Origin of the sequence: Nocardia sp. NPDC004068, assembly GCF_042874315.1 — a bacterium.
Taxonomy (GTDB): domain Bacteria; phylum Actinomycetota; class Actinomycetes; order Mycobacteriales; family Mycobacteriaceae; genus Nocardia.
On record NZ_JBIAMW010000001.1, the window covers coordinates 715002 to 732489 of the forward strand.

17 protein-coding genes are annotated in these 17488 nt (G+C 69.7%); 11 read left to right on the top strand and 6 right to left on the bottom strand.

The window, feature by feature from the left end; translation table 11 throughout:
- Positions 1-75 precede the first annotated feature (75 nt).
- From ACFYTQ_RS03395 to ACFYTQ_RS03415, 5 genes are all read right to left on the bottom strand, one after another.
- Positions 76-930 (bottom strand): helix-turn-helix domain-containing protein, encoded by an 855-nt coding sequence (locus ACFYTQ_RS03395; RefSeq protein WP_387356708.1) that lies wholly within the window; start codon positions 928-930, stop codon positions 76-78.
- Entirely contained in the window at positions 927-1454 is a 528-nt protein-coding gene (locus ACFYTQ_RS03400) for a DUF6879 family protein (RefSeq protein ID WP_387356710.1), read from the bottom strand. Before ACFYTQ_RS03400 ends, ACFYTQ_RS03395 begins: the two co-directional genes overlap by 4 nt.
- Positions 1438-1647 carry a hypothetical protein gene (locus ACFYTQ_RS03405; RefSeq protein ID WP_387356711.1) on the bottom strand — a complete coding sequence of 70 codons (210 nt, stop codon included), beginning with the start codon at positions 1645-1647 and terminating at the stop codon, positions 1438-1440. Before ACFYTQ_RS03405 ends, ACFYTQ_RS03400 begins: the two co-directional genes overlap by 17 nt.
- A 264-nt stretch (positions 1648-1911) precedes the next feature.
- Positions 1912-2754, bottom strand: a complete 843-nt coding sequence (locus ACFYTQ_RS03410; protein WP_387356712.1) for an alpha/beta fold hydrolase — start codon at positions 2752-2754, stop codon at positions 1912-1914.
- Between the two features lie 99 nt (positions 2755-2853).
- A complete protein-coding gene (locus ACFYTQ_RS03415; RefSeq protein ID WP_387356713.1) occupies positions 2854-3810 on the bottom strand; it encodes a hypothetical protein in 957 nt (318 codons plus the stop codon).
- Between the two features lie 484 nt (positions 3811-4294).
- On the opposite strand from ACFYTQ_RS03415, the gene ACFYTQ_RS03420 reads away from it, so the two are divergent.
- From ACFYTQ_RS03420 to ACFYTQ_RS03430, 3 genes are all read left to right on the top strand, one after another.
- Positions 4295-4489, top strand: coding sequence for a hypothetical protein (locus tag ACFYTQ_RS03420; RefSeq protein ID WP_387356714.1), 195 nt, complete (start codon positions 4295-4297; stop codon positions 4487-4489).
- Between the two features lie 72 nt (positions 4490-4561).
- Positions 4562-5869 carry a guanine deaminase gene (guaD, locus tag ACFYTQ_RS03425; RefSeq protein ID WP_387356715.1) on the top strand — a complete coding sequence of 436 codons (1308 nt, stop codon included), beginning with the start codon at positions 4562-4564 and terminating at the stop codon, positions 5867-5869.
- A 37-nt stretch (positions 5870-5906) separates the two neighbouring features.
- Positions 5907-6536, top strand: coding sequence for a TetR/AcrR family transcriptional regulator (locus tag ACFYTQ_RS03430; protein ID WP_387356716.1), 630 nt, complete (start codon positions 5907-5909; stop codon positions 6534-6536).
- Here ACFYTQ_RS03430 and ACFYTQ_RS03435 read toward each other — a convergent pair.
- The gene (locus tag ACFYTQ_RS03435) at positions 6523-7719 is read right to left on the bottom strand and encodes an acyl-CoA dehydrogenase family protein (protein ID WP_387357028.1); all 1197 of its coding nucleotides are present in this window, start codon (positions 7717-7719) and stop codon (positions 6523-6525) included. The genes ACFYTQ_RS03430 and ACFYTQ_RS03435 overlap by 14 nt on opposite strands.
- Before the next feature lie 208 nt (positions 7720-7927).
- Here ACFYTQ_RS03435 and ACFYTQ_RS03440 point away from each other — a divergent pair, with 208 nt between their 5' ends.
- From ACFYTQ_RS03440 to ACFYTQ_RS03475, 8 genes are read left to right on the top strand one after another with little or no spacing between them, the layout of a single operon-like run.
- On the top strand, positions 7928-8881 hold the full coding sequence (locus tag ACFYTQ_RS03440) for a pseudouridine-5'-phosphate glycosidase (protein WP_387356717.1): 954 nt from the start codon (positions 7928-7930) through the stop codon (positions 8879-8881).
- Positions 8871-9560: an HAD family hydrolase gene (locus ACFYTQ_RS03445; protein ID WP_387356718.1), complete on the top strand. Its 690-nt coding sequence runs from the start codon at positions 8871-8873 to the stop codon at positions 9558-9560. The genes ACFYTQ_RS03440 and ACFYTQ_RS03445 overlap by 11 nt, the downstream gene beginning before the upstream one ends.
- Before the next feature lie 8 nt (positions 9561-9568).
- Positions 9569-10273: a uracil phosphoribosyltransferase gene (gene upp / locus ACFYTQ_RS03450; RefSeq protein WP_387356719.1), complete on the top strand. Its 705-nt coding sequence runs from the start codon at positions 9569-9571 to the stop codon at positions 10271-10273.
- Positions 10274-10278: 5 nt separating this feature from the next.
- Positions 10279-14037: an amino acid adenylation domain-containing protein gene (locus ACFYTQ_RS03455; protein WP_387356720.1), complete on the top strand. Its 3759-nt coding sequence runs from the start codon at positions 10279-10281 to the stop codon at positions 14035-14037.
- Complete coding sequence (locus ACFYTQ_RS03460; protein WP_387356721.1) at positions 14037-14267, top strand: hypothetical protein; 231 nt, start codon at positions 14037-14039, stop codon at positions 14265-14267. Before ACFYTQ_RS03455 ends, ACFYTQ_RS03460 begins: the two co-directional genes overlap by 1 nt.
- Complete coding sequence (locus tag ACFYTQ_RS03465; RefSeq protein WP_387356723.1) at positions 14267-15463, top strand: MFS transporter; 1197 nt, start codon at positions 14267-14269, stop codon at positions 15461-15463. Before ACFYTQ_RS03460 ends, ACFYTQ_RS03465 begins: the two co-directional genes overlap by 1 nt.
- Positions 15453-16637 carry a questin oxidase family protein gene (locus tag ACFYTQ_RS03470; protein ID WP_387356725.1) on the top strand — a complete coding sequence of 395 codons (1185 nt, stop codon included), beginning with the start codon at positions 15453-15455 and terminating at the stop codon, positions 16635-16637. The genes ACFYTQ_RS03465 and ACFYTQ_RS03470 overlap by 11 nt, the downstream gene beginning before the upstream one ends.
- 17 nt (positions 16638-16654) lie before the next feature.
- On the top strand, positions 16655-17485 hold the full coding sequence (locus ACFYTQ_RS03475) for a nitroreductase family protein (RefSeq protein WP_387356726.1): 831 nt from the start codon (positions 16655-16657) through the stop codon (positions 17483-17485).
- Positions 17486-17488: the final 3 nt, after the last annotated feature.

Genomic DNA, 17488 nt, shown 5'->3' on the forward strand with positions numbered 1-17488 from the left:
CCGCCGCCGGTGAGTTCTGTCGCATCGTGCTCGGCGGGGCCAGTTCGAACGGTAGGCAGTCCGGACAGGCGAGGTCTACGAAGTTGACCGATGTTGACGAAGGTCGGTCAACGCGCGGTCGATGAGGACGCGAGCCTTCGAGCCGTAAACAGCTCGCTGCGCGTAATGCTCGAACAGGCCACGATAGACGGCGATTTCGCCGGGCTGTTCAATTCTCAGAATCGCCGAATAGGTTTCGATCTCGACCTCGGCGTCGTCGGTGATCCAGAATTCGCACAACGGCGGATGTTGCCGAACACGTTGCGGCAGAACACCGAGCCGCACACGCGGAAGGTCCATGATCTCTCGCAGGTGCTCCAGTTGCCCCGCCGCCACATCGTCGGGGACAACCGCGGCCCGTAAGGCGTTCTCGCTGAGAATCATGTGGAACACGCGAGAGGTGCGCAGCAGTTCAGCGCGCTCCATCCGCACCTGCACAGTCTCGGCCACGTCCGCCGCGGGGTAGCCGTTCAGCGCTGCGATGTCGCTGAGGATCGACGTCGCGTACTGTGCTGTTTGGGCTGGACCGGGGATGAGGGACACGCAGAAGACCTTGTGTCGCTTGGCTTGTCGCTCCTCTTCGAGGACCTGCTGCTGATAGCGGGTGGTGCCGGTTCGGTGCAGCCGTCGGAGCTGCACGTACATCTTCTCGATCTCGCGTGTGGCGGCGACCAGATCGGGCAGCAGGTCCGTAGCCTCGCAGACACGACACCACAGCTCCAGGTCTTGGACGCTCGGCACACGGTGACCGTTCTCGTGCTTGGAGACCTTCGTGTGATTCCAACCGGCTCGGCGGGCCAGTTCCCGCGCGGTGAGATGCGCGTCGAGCCGGATTTCGCGCAGCCGGTGGCCGAGCGCCTGACGGGCGCGGCTCGCGTCGCTGCTGCTCACTTCAGCGGCGGCCTGTACTCGTTGTGCGGCGTCGCCGCCTCCCACACCGACTCGAATGCTTCCCGGCATGCCCTGACGACGCGCGGATCGTGGACGATCTCGTTGCCCGCCCATGAGCCGTTGCCCGCGAAGTGGTTCCACACCACTCGGTCGTCGAACAGCCAGAAGTCGACGGGCGGCACGAGAAGGCCCGTCGCTTTGTGGCGAGGGAGCCAGCGGACGTCTTCGCCGCCTTCAGGGTTTCGGGTGGTAGCCCACTCGTAATGGATGTAGTCCGACAGCGGTTCGGACACGATCCGGGCGCGCCGGAGGTCGACACCGCGGGCAACCATCGCGCGGGTCATGTCGAGCCACGGCGCCCACCATTCCCGATCCTCGGTCTCCGTCAGTTGTCCCGCTTGCCATTTCGCGATCCGCTCGGTTTCGTCGGGGACCGCGTACACGTCGCGAAGTTCGAGATGCAGAGCTGAACGGGTGACGGACCCGTACAGGCCCGTCCATTGCTCGTCAGTCAGCAACTCCATTCTCGCCCTTCGGTAGGTAGGTCACGAGCGACTTCGGCACCCGGACTACGATTTCGCCTTCAGGAACAGCGATTTCGGCGAGCATCTCCGGATCGGTGACGGGGTAGCCCTGCCAAATGTATTCGTTGTCGGTCTCCCACAACCGGGGTGACCCGTTCTTGCCACTCGATCCACCCAGAAACCGTAGTGCCATTTGCATGTCTCCCACTACTGCGTTGACCAGCGTTGGCCTGAGGCTACCGTGCTGCGGGCCCTAGCGAGTAGGGATCGGTCATCGTAACCGCGGCTACCTGCCTCACCGCGCGGGAACTCGCCCCCGCGTACGAGCTTTCGTCCTGCCCCCAAGCATGATCTCCAGCTCTCATGAGCCCCCGGGCCGCCGAAGAAGCTTCTGTATTCAAGAGGCGCACAACGGTATTCGCCACCCATCTCGAATTACTCAACGGCTGAACGAGATTCACGCCGAAGTGTCCAACCGCCCCACAACACCCCCAAGATGTTCCCCCAATAACGGCCCAATCCGATCCCAATCCCGTTCCGGCAGCCAATGTCCCGCCCCCGACAACGTCACGAACCGATACGCCCCCCGCACATACCGCCGACAGGACTCCGCCGCCGCCCGAGTGATGTACCGATCCTCCGCCCCCCGAATGTAGAGCGTCGGAACCGCGACCGAACCCACCGGCCGGGTGAGGCTGAGCGGCATGGCCCGATACCAGTTCACCGGCCCCCGCATATCCGTCCGCTGGGCGTAGCGGGCGGCGGACTCGGCGTCCAAGCCGGACCGGATCAGCGCGCGGACCGTCTGATCCTTCACCGACAGGGCCAGTTCCGGCAGCCACGGCAGTTGATTGGCGATCATGTACCACGACCGCAGGATCTGGGGACTCGTCACCATCGCCCGCATGAACGCGTACGGATGCGGCACCGACAGCGCCGTCAGCGACCGTACGCGATCGGGCCGTCGCGCGGCCAGATACCACGCCAGCGCCGCACCCCAATCCTGCCCGACGAGATGGACGCGCTCGGCCCGAGCCGCGTCGGCGAGCGCGAGCACGTCCTCGGCCAGCTTCCGCAGTGTGTACGCCGAGCGGGCCGCCGGTCGCGCCCGGGGCGAGTAGCCGCGCAGATCCGGTGCCAGCGAACGGAATCCGGCGCTCGTGAGCCCGGGGATCAGCCCGGACCAGGACCACCGGTCCTCGGGGAATCCGTGCAGCAGGATCACCGTCTCCCCGTTCGGCGCAGCCGGTTGGACGTCGGTCACCTCGAAAACCAAACTGCCATTGGTGAATTCGTGCACTGCGGTACCTTTCCGCCGACGAGCGAGCCGCCGACCTTTCTCCCCCCACCGCCGCCGGATGTGGCACGCCCCGAGCGTGGCCACACCCGGCGGCCGGGGTCAGCTGATGCCCAGGGCGCGGCCCACTCCGCCGAACAGTCCGGTGAGCAGGATCTGCTCGCGGCTGGGGCCGGTGGGTTTCGCGGGCGGGGTCCATGCCGCGATGGTCCAGTTCTGGCCGGGTTCGCCCTTCGGGCGGCCGACGAGCTGACCGTCGAGGTCGGTCCAGTAGCTCGTGTCCGGGGACACGGTCTTGTCGTCGGCGGCGTAGATATGGGTGCCGTCGGTGGCCCACCCGTAGTTGGACCCGCCGCCGCGGGTGCCACCGTTGCCCCACAGGCGGCTGCCCATGGCGGCCGGGCCCCATTCGGAGGCGATGTGCACCCCGTCCTTGGCGGCCTCGCGGGCGTATGCCTGGATGGCCTTGACCACCGCGGTCCGGTCGTCGCCGGTGATCGTGCCGGGACCGTGCTTGGCGCAGTCGTCCCAGAAGGCGTCCTCGTTGTCGCTGGACCGCCGGTAGTCGTAGACCCCGCACCAGTGCTCCCACCGGTCCAGCGTCTTCTGCGCGGCGGCCCACTTCTTCGGGACCAGCGAGTCGATGTACTCCTCCAGATAGCGCCTGCGGGCCCGCGACCGGTTCCGCTTCGCCTTGTGTTGGGCGCGCGCCCGGTCCTCGTAGTCGTCGGCGGTGTCCTCCTCGCCGTCGGTGAAGGTCCGCCCGGTGTGGAACCACACGCAGAAGTCCCCGATGTTCTGCAAGTCCCGTACCGCCGTGGAGGTGATCTGGTTGCGCGGACCCCCGAACCGCTCCGCACCGGTGTCGAGGTGCCAGGCCGTCGCGATGCTGCCGTCGGGCTCACCGAGTTCGAGCCACGGCTCGTCGGTGATGTACTGGAGATACTTCGTCCCCTCCTTGTGGTCGCTGACGTCATGCGTGGTGCCGAGTCTCGCGCGCAGACAACGGCCGGTGTCGTTGTTGGTGATGGTGAAACTACCGTTCGGAAAGTTCGCCATGCCCCCAGTCTGCGAGACGACCCCCGCCGCCCGTGGTGCCTTTCCCCAAATGACCCGCCCACCAGGGGAAATGCCTCGAGACCGCCTCTGTCCCCGATGCCGATCATCCCCCAGGGCGCGCGGGAGACGGATCGTCTTCCGCGGGTGAGCACGCAAACCCGTTGTCCCCGAACACGATTCGGCTCCGACAAGCCCCGAGATCGCGCCGTCCCGGAACCCTCCGCCCCGCGCGTCGATGAATTCGTGCACCCCGGTCCCTTTCCCGTCCCGCCGACGGTAGCGCGTGACGGGCCACCGTTTCATCCACCGACGGTCGGATAACGCGACACGCCCACACCCACACCGCACCAACGCTGCCCGAGCATTGTGCGGTTGCGATACCACGTCCGCCGGTGCACCTTTGAGGAGAACGAATCGCGCAGCCGTGGGTGCAGGGGCTCGCGGCGGATTCGCTCGTGTCAGTGAAAGGTGCGGTCGTTCCGTGATGCCGGAATCATTGCAGCGCAAAGTGTTCGTGCACGCCGATGGGGCGCTGCCGGAGTTCATGTGCCAGGTGCATTTGTTGAAACTCACCCGCGATCGCGCGGAGGAGCTTCGGTTCATTCATCGAACGCATCGGCCCGACGAATGCATCGTGCACCTGGAGGCGGCGTACCTGCTACTTCGTCAGGCCGAGTGAACCGCTGACGCTTCTGTTTCGTTTCGCGCCGGGGCGGGTATCGCGCCCGGGATTGCTGGCGTGGAACGGGAGGTGGCTGTGCGCCCTGCGGTGCATCGCGGCACGGTGCTGCATTTCCTGGCGGACCCGGGAATGGCCGGGGAACCGGGAAGCTACGAGCTGTTCGAGGACGGTGCGCTCGCCGTCGACGGTGACGGGTTCGTGGCCTGGGCGGGGGAGTGGCCGCGGTTGCCGGAGGAATTCCGTGGCGAGGTCGTCGACCATCGCGGACAATTGATCCTTCCCGGATTCGTCGACGCCCATGTGCATTACAGCCAATTCGACGCGATAGCGAGTTACGGGGGCGAATTACCGGACTGGCTGGCCGAATACATTTATCCGGCCGAGCGGCGATTCGACCGGACCGCGCACGCCGAATTCGTGGCCGAGCTGTTCCTCGACACCCTCGTCTCCTGCGGAACCACCACCGCCGCCGTGCATCCCACCGTCCACCCGGAATCGGTGGACGCCTTCTGCGCGGCCGCCGTCCGGCGCGGGATGCGGATGGTGTGCGGGAAGGTGCTCATGGACGACGGCCCGCCCGACCTGCGCGAGACCACCGCCGACTCCGAGCGGCACACCCGCGAGCTGATCGCCCGCTGGCACCACACCGCCCGCCTCACCTACGCGATCACCCCGCGTTTCGCCCCGTCCTGCACCGACGCCCAATTGACCATGGCGGCCCGGCTCTTTCACGACACGCCCGACGTCCGCCTGCAAACCCACGCCGCGGAGAACCTCGCCGAAACCGAGGACGTCCTGAAACGCTTCCCCGCCGCCCGCTCCTACGTCGACGTCTACGACCGCTTCGGCCTGCTGCGCCCCGGCGCCCTGCTGGCCCACTGCGTCCACATCGACGACCGCGACCGCGCCCGCCTCGCCGAGACCGGCACCGCCGTCGCCTTCTGCCCCACCTCCAATCTGTTCCTCGGCAGCGGCCTGTTCGACCTCGCCGCCGCGCGCGTGGCGGGCGTGCGGGTGGGCCTGGGCACGGATTGCGGTGCGGGAACGACCTATTCGATGCTGCGCACGCTCGGCGAGGCGTACAAGGTGGTGATGCTGCGCGAGGCCGGCCGCGACCACCCGCTGCGGCTGTCGGCCTGGCTCGGCCTGTACCTCGCCACCCTCGGCGGCGCGGAGGCGCTCGGGCTCGCGGACCGGATCGGCAACTTCCGCCCGGGCAAGGAGGCCGATTTCGTGGTCCTCGATTGGGCGGCCACGCCGGTGCTGCGGCGGCGCACCGAGATCGCCCGCGATGTCGAGGAGCGGCTGTTCGCGCTGCTGACATTGGGCGACGAGCGCGCGGTGTCGGCCACATACATCATGGGTCGGCTAGGCTGAGGATCACTCATCTTTTCGAGACACAGGTGGGAGAACGATGCCGCCGAACGCCGGGCCTCGACGCCGCAGCCCGTCCCAGGAACGGGCCAAGGCCACCCGCGAGCACATCCTGGACACCGCCGCCCGGCTGTTCGGGCAGCGCGGCATCGGCGACACCTCCACCAACCGGATCGCCGCCGAGGCCGGGGTCAGCATCGGCACGGTCTACCGCTACTTCGCCGACCGCTCGGTCATGGTCGAGGAGCTGCTCGAACGCCTGCTGGTCGACATCGAGAAACGCCTGGAACAACAGCTCATCGACACCGCCGACGAACCCCCGCTCGGGATCGTCACCGGCGTGCTCGAGACCGTCACCGACGAACTGGTCGCCCGCACGCCCCTGGTCAAGGCGCTCATCGCCGGAATCCACTTCTACAACAGCTCCGTCCCCGACTTCGAGCCCCGGCTGCGGTCGCTGATCAAGCAGATGTTGATCCGCGTGCACGGCGTCGGCGACGAGCACAAGTACGACACCATGAGCTTCGTCGTGCTCAACACCTGCTTCGCCACGCTGTTGCGCGCCACCGCCATGGAGATGGATCCCGCCCAACGTCAGGACACCATCGGCGTCACCGCCCGCATGATCACCGCCTGGCTCGACGTGGAGCGCGACCTCACCGCGGCGTGATCGCCTGCGCCGCAACGCTGTTGAGGAAACTGCGCGGCGGCGTCCCGTTCACGGTGTGGTCGCCGATCAGCGACGCCTTGTACGCGGCGGGATTGTGTGAGGACACCGTGCGCGCGTTGCGCCAGTGCCGATCCAGGCCCGGTCCCGATCGCACCGCGCTCGCGCTGCCCGCGTCGAACAGCTGCCACGCCGCCGCCCCGACCAGATCGGTATTGGCCACCTGCGTCGCCGCCGACTCCAGCAACGCCCGCCGCGCCCGCTCCTGGGTCGGCTCCGCCACGAAGGCGTCGAGGGTCTCGGCCAGATGCAGCACCGCGGCGCGGGCGGTGTACGCCTTGGCCCACACCGTCCCCACGATCTGGAGGACCTGCGGATCGGCGCTCGGGTCCTGGGTGGGGGCGAGCGGGTAGGAGCGGGTGCGGCCGCGCACCAGCTCCGCCAGATCGGTGGCGATCGCCCGCGCGATGCCCGCCTGGGTGGCGGAGTGCACGAACTGGTAGAACGCCTCCATATAGTCATTGGTCAGCGGATCGCGGTGGCGCAGAACATAATCCGGGTCCACCCGCACGTCCTCGAACACCGCGGTGCCGCTGGCGGTCAGGCGTTGCCCGAAACCGTCCCAGTCGTCGATCACCGTGATCCCCGCGCTGCGGCGCGGCACGATCGCCGAGACGAACTCCCCGTCCTCGCGCACCAGCACATTGAGCCAGTCCGCGTACAGGCTGCCGGTGGTGTAGTACTTGCGGCCCGACAACACGTAGTGGTCGCCGTCGCGGTCCAGCCGGGTGGCCAGCGCGGTCAGATCCGGCGTGCTCAACTCGGCCCCGGCCGGGCCGAAGAACCCGCCCGTGGCCGCCGCGCGGAGCAGCGTCTCGCGGGCGACCCCCGCGGGCGCGAAGCGCAGGATCTCGGTGAGCCCGAGGTGCCCGCGGAAGATCTGCGCCAGATTCGAATCCCCTGCCGCGATATCGATCAGCACCTCGGCGAGCACCCGCACGGGCGCGCCCGACCCGCCGAACTCGACCGGCACCCGCAACGCCCCCACCCCGGCCGCGAGCAGCCCGGCGAGCTGGTCGGTGGGCAGTTTGTGCTCGGCGTCGCGGGCCGCCGCCTCCGCGCCGAGACCGGCGACGACCTCCCCGATGGCGGCCAACCGTTCCGGCAGATCCCCGCCAGCTCCCATGCGCACCCCACTTGTTCTGCGGCCGAGGCCATTCCGGCGCCCCACCGTATCGGATACCCGAAATGATCACCGCTCCAAGACATTTGCCGGAAGACATACATTCAACCCGGTTTCAATCGTTTACACCGGGATCGTCCCGCCGCACGATGGGCCACGGATCAGGGAATCTCGTTTCGACCCGTACCGCTCACGAACGGATGTCACGCACGTGCCCGACACTGACCGCACCGCCCCGCTGTTCCGCTTCTCCGCCGAGGTCGCCGACACGCTCGCCCGCGGCGGCCCGATCGTCGCGCTGGAATCCAATGTGGTCGCCCACGGCTTCCGCTACCCGGACAACGTCCGCATCGCGCTCGAGGTCGAGGACGCGGTCCGCGCGGCCGGTGCGGTGCCCGCGACGATCGCCGTCCTGGACGGCCGCGTCGTGGTCGGCGCGAGCACGGCCGAACTCGAAAGGCTCGCCACCGCAAGCGATGTCGCGAAGGTGACCAGCCGCGACATCGCGGTGACGCTGGTGCGCGGCGTGCCGGGCGCGACCTCGATCGCGGCCACCATGGCCCTCGCCGACCGCGTCGGCATCGCCACGGTCGCGTCGGCGGGCCTGGGCGGGGTGCATCGCGGCGCGCAGACCACGATGGACATCTCCGCCGACCTGACCGAACTGGCCCGCACCCGGCTCATCGTGGTGTGCGCGGGGGTGAAGAAGATCCTCGACGCCGGGCTCACGCTCGAGTTCCTGGAAACCCAGGGCACCCCGGTGATCGGCTACCGCTACGACCGGTTCCCCGCGTTCTACTGCCGCGACAGCGGATTCCGCGCCCCGGCGCGGCTGGACGATCCGGCCGAGATCGCGCGGGCCGCCGCGCTGCACCTGCGCCTCGGCGGTTCGGGATCGGTGCTGGTCACCCATCCCATCCCGGAGGCCGACGCGCTCGACGGCGACCGGATCGAGGCCGCGATCACCGCCGCGCTGGCCCGCGCCGAGGCCGAGCGGATCACCGGTCCCGCGGTGACCACCTTCGTATTGCGCGCGGTCGACGCGGCCACCGGCGGGGACGCCGCGGCCGCCAACCGCGCGGTGTTGATCAGTACCGCCGTCGCCGCCGCCGAGATCGAGGCCGCGCGCGCCGCCCTCGAGGTAGGAGTCCCCGATGCCGTCTGACGCCGCCCGCTCGGCCCTGCTGTTCGATCTGGACGGCACCCTGCTCGACACCCCGCGCGCCATCGCCGAACAGTTCGCCCTCGCGGTCGAAGCGGTCACCGGCACCCACCCCGGCGAGGAGCGGGCCCGCCGCCTGGTCGGAACGCCGCTGGAGCGCATGGCCGCCGAATTGTCCGGCGCGGCACCGGATTCGGACGTCGCGCGGGCGGTGGCGGCCGAATACCTGACCCGCTTCCGCGAGATCATCGTGCCCAAGGCCGCCGATCTGCTGTTCCCCGGCGTGCGCGGCGGGCTGGAACGCCTGGCGCGCAGCGGTTTACGGCTCGCGGTGGTCACCAGCAAGAAACATCGCAGCGCCGAGCTGATCCTCGACGCCGCCGGGATCGCCGACCACTTCGAGGCGGTGATCGGGGCCGACGACGTCGAGCACCCCAAACCGCATCGCGCCAGCGCCGACGCCGCCCTCGCCGCGCTGGGGCTGCCCGACGCCGGGCCCAGCGGCGCGGTGATCGGCGACACCGCGTCCGATATCCAGCTCGGCCACGCGGTCGGCACGTTCACCGTCGGCGTCACCTACGGCGTCGGCACCACCTACGAGATCGACTCGGCGGCACCGGATTTCGTCGCCCACCTGTTCGACGACGTCACCCGCACGCTACTGCTCCGCCTCGGAAAGTGAGCCCGGTCATGACCGCATGGACCCGCCCGACGACCGAACCGATCCAGCTCGATCGCTATCTCGGCGTCAACGTCTTCCCGCTGCCCAACCATCCGTCCCTGATCGCCCTGCACACCGAGGCGCGCGCCGCCGACACCGGGCAGGAACGGTTCGTGCGCGCCACCCAGCGGATCATCCGGCTGGTGCTGGAAACCGCGCTGTCGCACCTGCGCTACCGGCCCAAGCCGGTGACCACGCCCACCGGCTTCGTCTACGAGGGCCTCGAGCCGGTGACACCGGAGCTGTACGCGGTGTCGATCCCGCGCGCCGGGGACGCGCTCGAGGGCGGCCTGCGCGAGATCCGCCCGGACACGCGATTCGGCAAGATCCTCATCCAGCGCGACCCCACCACCAAGAAGCCCACGCTGTTCTACAGCAAGCTGCCGCCCGGGATCGCGGGACGTCAAGTGCTGCTGCTGGATCCGACCATCGCCACCGGCGGCACCCTGCTCACCGCGATCAACGAACTCGTCGCGGCCGGGGTCGAGGAACGCGACATCATCGTCGTCAACGTGCTCACCTGCCCCGAGGCCCTGGCCACCGTGCTGACCCGCCGCCCCGACATCCGCATCGTGACCTCCCACATCGATCAGACCCTCACCGACCAGGCGTTCATGCTGCCCGGCATCGGCGACTTCGGCGATCGGTTCCACGGCACGACCGCGACGGTGTGACCGGCATGGGAGAACCGGTGAACCTGCTCGACCTGTTCGACGCGCACGTCCTGCGCGCGCCGAAAGCCGTTGCTTGCCAAGATGATTCGTCCACGATCGACTATGCCGAACTGTCCCGGCGCTCCCGGGCGGCGGCCCGTGCGCTGCGGGCGGCGGGCGTCGCGCCGGGCGACACGGTCGGCGTGTTCGCGCATCCGTCGGTCGATCTCGTCGTCGCGGTCTGGGCGATCCTGCGCGCGGGCGCGTCGTATCTGCCACTGGCCGTGGACTATCCGGGCGAGCGGCTGACCTACCTGGTCTCCGACAGCGCGGTGCGCGTGGTGCTCACCGACACTCGCGGCGCGGACCCGGCGCGGCGAATTCTGCCGACCGGCGTGCGCTCCGTCCGGTTGACGGATCTCGCTGAGGCCGAGGGTGTTTCGTTCGACCCGGTGCCCGCCGCGGCCACCGCGTACACGATCTACACCTCCGGCACGACCGGTCGGCCCAAGGGCGTGATCGTCTCCCACGGCGCGATCGTCAACCAGTTACGCTGGCTGGCAGCAGAATTCGATCTCGCGGTGGATGCGCGGGTGCTGCTGAAGACGCCGATCGGTTTCGACGCCGCCCAATGGGAACTGCTCGCCAACGCGTGCGGCGCCACCGTCGTCATCGCCCCGGCCGGGACGCACACCAGTCCCGAGGCGATCCTCGAGCGGGTGGTCCGCGACGCGGTGACCGTCTTGCAGTGCGTGCCGACCATGTGGGCCGAACTGGCCGCGCTGCCCGGCATTCGCGCGGCGACCTCGCTGCGCACGGTCGCCAGCGGCGGCGAGGCGCTGCCGGTGACCACCGCGGAACGGCTGCGGGCCGCCGTGCCGGGGGCGCGGGCGATCAACCTGTACGGCCCGACCGAGACCACGATCAACGCCACCTGGTTCGACTTCACCCACGCCGACCTGTCGGGCGCGGTCACGGTCCCCATCGGGCACGCCGTTCCCGGCTGCACGACCGCGGTGGTCGACGAGGCCGGGCGGGAGATCGGGCCGGGACGGATCGGTGAACTGCTCATCGGCGGGGTTCAACTCGCCGACGGCTACCGCGGCCGCCCCGACCTCAACGCCGAGCGCTTCGTGGACGCCGTCCTGCCCGACGGCAGGGTCGAAAGGCGGTATCGCACGGGCGATCTCGTGCGTCCCCGCCCGGACGGAGTGTTGGAGTTCGTGGGTCGCAACGACGAACAGGTCAAGATCGACGGCCACCGCATCGAGACCAACGAGGTGCGGCTGTGGATCGAGTCGCACCACTGGGTGCGCGCGGCCGCGGTGGTGCCGTGGGTGTCCGAGGGCGGGGAGACGCGGCTCGCGGGTTTCCTCGAACTCGACCCCGACGAGGCGCCGCTCATGGATCAGGACGAGGCCGGACCGCACCATCGCTCCAAGTCCACCCGCACCCAGGTCACCGCCCAGCTCGCCGGTCTCGGCCTGCGCGCGATCACCACCGAGGCCGAAGTCCCCCTGCCCGGGGCCGAACCCGGCCCGGAGCAACGGCGACGCGTATTCGCCCGCAAGACCTACCGCACCTTCACCGGAGATCCCGTGCGGCGCACCGTGATCGAGGCCCTGCTGCGCCGCCTGTCCGAGCCGCCGCGACCGCTCCGCGACCCCGCCGCGGCGACTGCCCGCACCCTGGGCGAGCTCCTGCGCTGGTTCGGCCCGTTCCACAGCCCCGACCGCCTGCTGCCCAAGTACTCCTACGCCTCCCCGGGCGCCCTCAACGCCACCCAGATCTACCTGGAGGTCGCCGGTGTGCCGGGGATCCCGCCCGGAATCCACTACTTCCACCCCGACCGCCACGCCCTATACCGGGTCGCTGACACCGCCCGCCCCGGGTTGCGGCTGCATCTGGTGGGCCTCGCCCGGGTGATCGAATCGGTCTACTCCACCAACGTCCGCGAGGTGCTGCACTTCGAGGCCGGTCACATGCTCGGTGTGCTGGACGACGCGCTGGCCGAAAAGGGTTGGCGTGCGCGCACTCTCGCTCCCGCTCCCGTGCCCGGGGTGGACGAGGGCGTGGTCACGGCGAGTGTGGAGATCGTTCCGGTGGGGGAGTCCGGTCCGCCCGCCGCACCGGTCGTCGAGGCGTGGGTGCAGATCCACGGGGAGACGAGCGACACGCCGCACGGCCTGTACCGCTACATGGGCACGGGCCTCGAGTTCGTGTCGGCCGAGAAGGTGGAGCGCCGCCACGTCATCGCGATCAATCAGCGCTCCTACGACCAGTCCTCGTTCGCGGTCGTGCTCACCACCGACCCCGAGGCGGGCTGGGACGGGTTCACCGCGCTCGGCCGGACGCTCGCGCATCTGCAACAGCTCGGCGCGTCCCGCCAATTGGGTTTCATGTCAGCGGGATACGCGTCCCTGACCGGTCGCGACCTGCCCTCGGCGCGGCGCGTGGACGAGATCCTCGGGCACCGCCGGGTGAGCTACTTCGCCCTGGCGGGCCGGGTGTCCGCCGACCAGGTGAGCGCCACCGGTATGACCGAGGACGCGGTGCACATGAAAGGGCCGGAGGAACTGCTCAAGGACGATCTACGATCGGTGCTGCCGCCCTACATGGTCCCCGCCACCATTCACGTCCTGGACCGGATCCCGTTGTCGCAGAACGGCAAACAGGATCGCGCCGCCCTCGCCGCGCTGGCGGCCGCCCGCAACGCGCGGCGCACCAGGCCGCACGATCCGCCGGTCACCGACCGCGAGATCGCGGTGGCCGCCGTCTGGTCCCGGGTGCTGGGGTACGAGCCGGTGTATCGCGGCGACGACTTCTTCGCCCAGGGCGGCAACTCCATGTCCGCGCTGCGCCTGGTTCGCGCGCTCGGCGACCGTTTCGGCCGTACGATCCCGGTGCAGACCATCTTCCAGTCGCCGACCGTGGCCGAATTGGCCTCGGCCACCGAACGTTTCGGCGGCGGCCGCCGCACCTCGCGGCTGATCCGGCTGGCCGGGACCGAGGGCACCGCGACCACCGTGCTGTGGCCGGGCCTGGGCGGCTACCCGATGAACCTGCGCACGCTGGCCCGCGAACTCGCCCAGCACGGGCGCGTCGTCTACGGGATGCAGGCGCGCGGGCTCAATCCGGGGGAGACCCCGCACGACGACCTCGCCGCACTCATCGACGACGATCTCCGTGAACTGCGCGAACACGCACTGCCGCAACCGTTCCGGATCGTCGGCTACTCCTTCGGCGCGCGCGTCGCCGCCGAGGTGGCGCAGCGCCTCGTCGCCGCGGGGGACGACGTCGAGGAACTGGTCCTCATCGCCCCGGGCTCACCGGTCCTGCCCGGCCTGCGCGACACCGGCGAAACCCGGTACGACAGCGCGTATTTCAAACGCGTCCTCGCCTCGGTGTTCAACGGCAGCGCCGATCCCGGCTACCTCGGCGAACTCGAGAACATCACCGACCGGGCCCGATTCATCGATCTGATCGTCGCCCACGAGACCGGATTCGATCGCGAGCAGGTGGAACGCCTGGTCACCGTCGTGGAGCGCACCTACCGGTTCCGCTCCGCGCCCACCGGCGTGTCCCAGGACATCCTCGACCACAGCCTGTACCTGCGGGCCCGCGACGACGGCCCGTCCTTCGCCGACATCCCCGTTCCGCCGTTGCGGCAGCGCGGGATTCCGGTGAGCAACCTGCCCTACCACCACTACGAGATCGTGACCGCGGGCGCGCTCGACATCGCCGCCGCGGTTCTGGAACAGAGCATGAACAGGGAGCTGGTCTGATGCCGCACGTCGAGATCTCACACTTCCCCGCCGAACTGTCCGACGACGCGCGGCGTCGGCTCGAGGCCGATATCGTGGCCGCGGTCACCCGCGAATTCCGGGTACCCGAGGGCGCCGTCTCGATCGGGCTCGCGGCGGTGGAACCCGACCGATGGCAGGAGCGGGTGTACCGGCCGCTGATCACCGAGCGGCCCACCGGCGACCCGCTGCTGCGGACACCGAACTACTGATGACGGCCGTCGCCCCCCGCGTCGGACCCGCGCGGACCGCGGCGCTCGTCGCCGTCGTCACCGCCGTCGCGCTCAACCTGCGGCCCGCCATCACCACCGTCGGCCCCGAATTGGATTCGATCACAGGGGATTTCGGTGCCGGTGCGGCCGCGGGCGGGGTGATCACCGCGCTACCGGTGTTCGCCTTCGCGCTCGTCAGCCTCGCCGCACCCGCGCTGCTGGCCCGCGTCTCGGTGCGGGCCGGGCTCTACGGCGGGCTCACGCTCATCGGGGTGAGTGTCGCGCTGCGCCCGTGGGGCGGGCTGGTGCTGTTCGTGCTCGGCACCTTCCTCGCGGCGCTCGGCGTCGGCCTGCTGGCGGTGCTGCTGCCCGTCGTGATCCGGGCCACCGAGCGCACCGGATTGCTGGTGACGACCTTTACCACGGCGTTACAAGCCGGGGCCGCAATAGGTTTCGCGGCCGTGGTGCCGCTGTCCCGCGCGTTCTGCGGATGGCAGTGGGCCGTGGCCGTATGGGCCGTCCTCGCGCCCGCCGCGATCCTCGCGCTGCGCTGGGGTCCCACGCTCTCGGTGCCGGAACGCGGCCCATCGGCCGCTCGGCATCCCCTCGCCACCTTGCGCCGCACCGGGACCGTCGGCTTGGCTGTGTTCTTCGGCCTCCAAGCCCTGGTCGCGTTCGTCGTGATCGGCTGGCTCCCAACGATTCTCGCCGATGCCGGGGTGGGGGAGCAGGCGGCGGGCGCGTACCTCGCCGTGCTCACCTGTCTCGGGGTGCCGATCAGCCTCGTGGTGTCGCCGCTGGTGGCCCGGTCGCCGCGCCCGAGCCGCTGGCTCGCCGGATTCAGCGCGTGCACGGTGCTGGGCGTGCTGGCCTTCCTCGTCGCACCGGCCGCCGCGCCACTGCCGTGGTCGCTGATCCTCGGCGTCGGCCTCGCCGTGTTCTCACCCGCGCTCGCCGTCGTCACCGTCCGCGCGGCGGCGCACGAGGCGATCGGGGTGTCCAGCGCCGTGCAGGGCGTGGGGTACGTGATCGCCGCGCTCGGCCCCTTCGCCGTCGGCCTGTTCCGTGAACTGAGCGCCGGGTGGACGCTGCCGCTGACCGTGCTGCTCGCCATCGCCGCCGCGCAGCTGGTGCTGGGTCTCACCCGTACCGATCCCGTATCCCCGCAGGACGAAAGGCGTGACCATGTCGGCTGAGACGACCCTGAAAGCGGTCTGGGATCTGCTCGACGACCGCAGCCATCACATCGAGTTCAACGGCCACCTCACCAACCACGTCAAACACGCGGTGGTCGCCTTGGCCGCCATCGGCGCGCCCGAACGCGTCATCCGCGACTACTACACCGCTTACGCCGAACTGACCCCCTACGGCTTCCCCCTGGAACCCCGCCGAGACTCGCCGCAGGTCATCGACGCCGGGAACTGGCGCGAATTTCTCGGCGAGCGTAAGCATTTCACCGCCTACTGCGCTTTCTTCGACGCGGAGGTCGAGCGGCTGGGCCTGTCCGGCGCGGTCGCCACCTACGCCCCGGAGCTGTTGGGCGGCTGGATCGGCGCGTTCACCCACGCCGCGATCCACCTCGGCTGGGCGGTATGGGCGAAACATCCCGGCATGACCGCCGAAGCCCTTGCCTACCTCGCCTTCTCGTTCGTACGCGTGGTCGACGGCGAGCGTCCCGCCGGATCGGGGGAGGACCCGCTCGACTCGTTGATCCGGTTGAGCGAGAGCTGGGCCGGGGACGCCGCCTTCCGGAAGGCCGTGGAGACGGTCATCGACGACACCGACGCGTTCACCGAACTGCATCCGGAACTGAACCGCTCCGGATTGCAGGCGCGGGTCGCGGCGGTCGCGATCACCGGCATCGCCGAACTGGTGGACTCCCCGCACTGGATCCGCACCCTGCCGAACGCCGAACGGCGCGAACGGGTCCGGCGCGCGGTGACGCTGCTGTACCTCGCGCAGCCCGGGGACTTCGTGGTGCTGCACCTGATCACCTCGCTGTTCGCCCTCGAGGTCGTGCTCGACACCACGGCGTCCGAGGACCTGGCCGCGCGCGTGTACGACCTGTACTGGGCCGGGGCCCGCATCATCACCGCCGCCGAACGCAAGATCCCCGCCCCCGCCAAGCTGCGCGAACTCGCCCACCTGTTCGCCGACCGCGAGGGCGACCGCACCCGCGCCGCACACGACGACCTCGAGGTCAGCGCGCGCCGCGCCTGGCTCGAGGACGAGGAACACAACCCCAAACTCGTCTTCGTGCTGCGCTCCTGGTGGGAGGAGGACCCGTGGGCCGGATACCGCCACGCCGCGGGTCAATTCACCCGCACCCCCGACCTCCCGCCGAGTTTCGACCTGCCGCCCACCGAATGACAGAACAGGACCCCTCCGTGACCGACGTGATCGCCCCCGACCTCCAGGAACAGCTGCGCAAACGGTACGGCGCGGCCGCCCCCGACGCGACCGGATACGTCAATCCCACCCTGGAGGTGCTGCTGCGGCATCGCACCGTGCGGCACTTCCTGCCCGGCGAGATCGGCGAGACCGAACTGGCGTTGATCATCGCCGCCGCCCAGTCCGCGTCCACCTCGGCGAACTTCCAGTTCACCAGTGTGGTGGTGATCGACGACCCCGCCGCGCGGGCGCGGCTCGCCGAACTCGCGGGCGGGCAGCGGCTGGTGACCGACGCCGCCATCTTCCTGGTGTGGGTGGCGGACTGGTCGCGCAATATCGCCCTCGCCCGCGCCAACGGGCACGGCATCGAGGCCACCGCCTACCTCGACAGCACCGTCTCGAGCATCGTGGACGTCACCCTGTCGGCGCAGAACGCCGCCGTCGCCGCCGAATCACTCGGCTACGGAATCACTTTCGTGGGCGCGCTGCGCAACAATATCGACGCCGTCATCGAGCTGCTGCGGCTGCCGGAGTGGACCTTCCCGGTCTACGGTCTGGCCATCGGCATCCCCGACCCCGCCGACCCGGCCGACGTCAAACCCCGGTACGGGCAGAGCGTGGTGGTGCATCGCAACACCTACTCCGCCCCCGCCGAGGCCGACGTCACCGACTATCTCGACCGCATCAACGCCTACTACCGCGAACAGGAACTGCCCGAGGACTGGGTCCGCAACCGCCTGGCGGGCCGCATCTCCACCAAGGAGAGCCTGCACGGCCGCCAGGGGATCCGGAACACCTTCCACCGCCAGGGTTTCGAGCTGCGGTAGCCG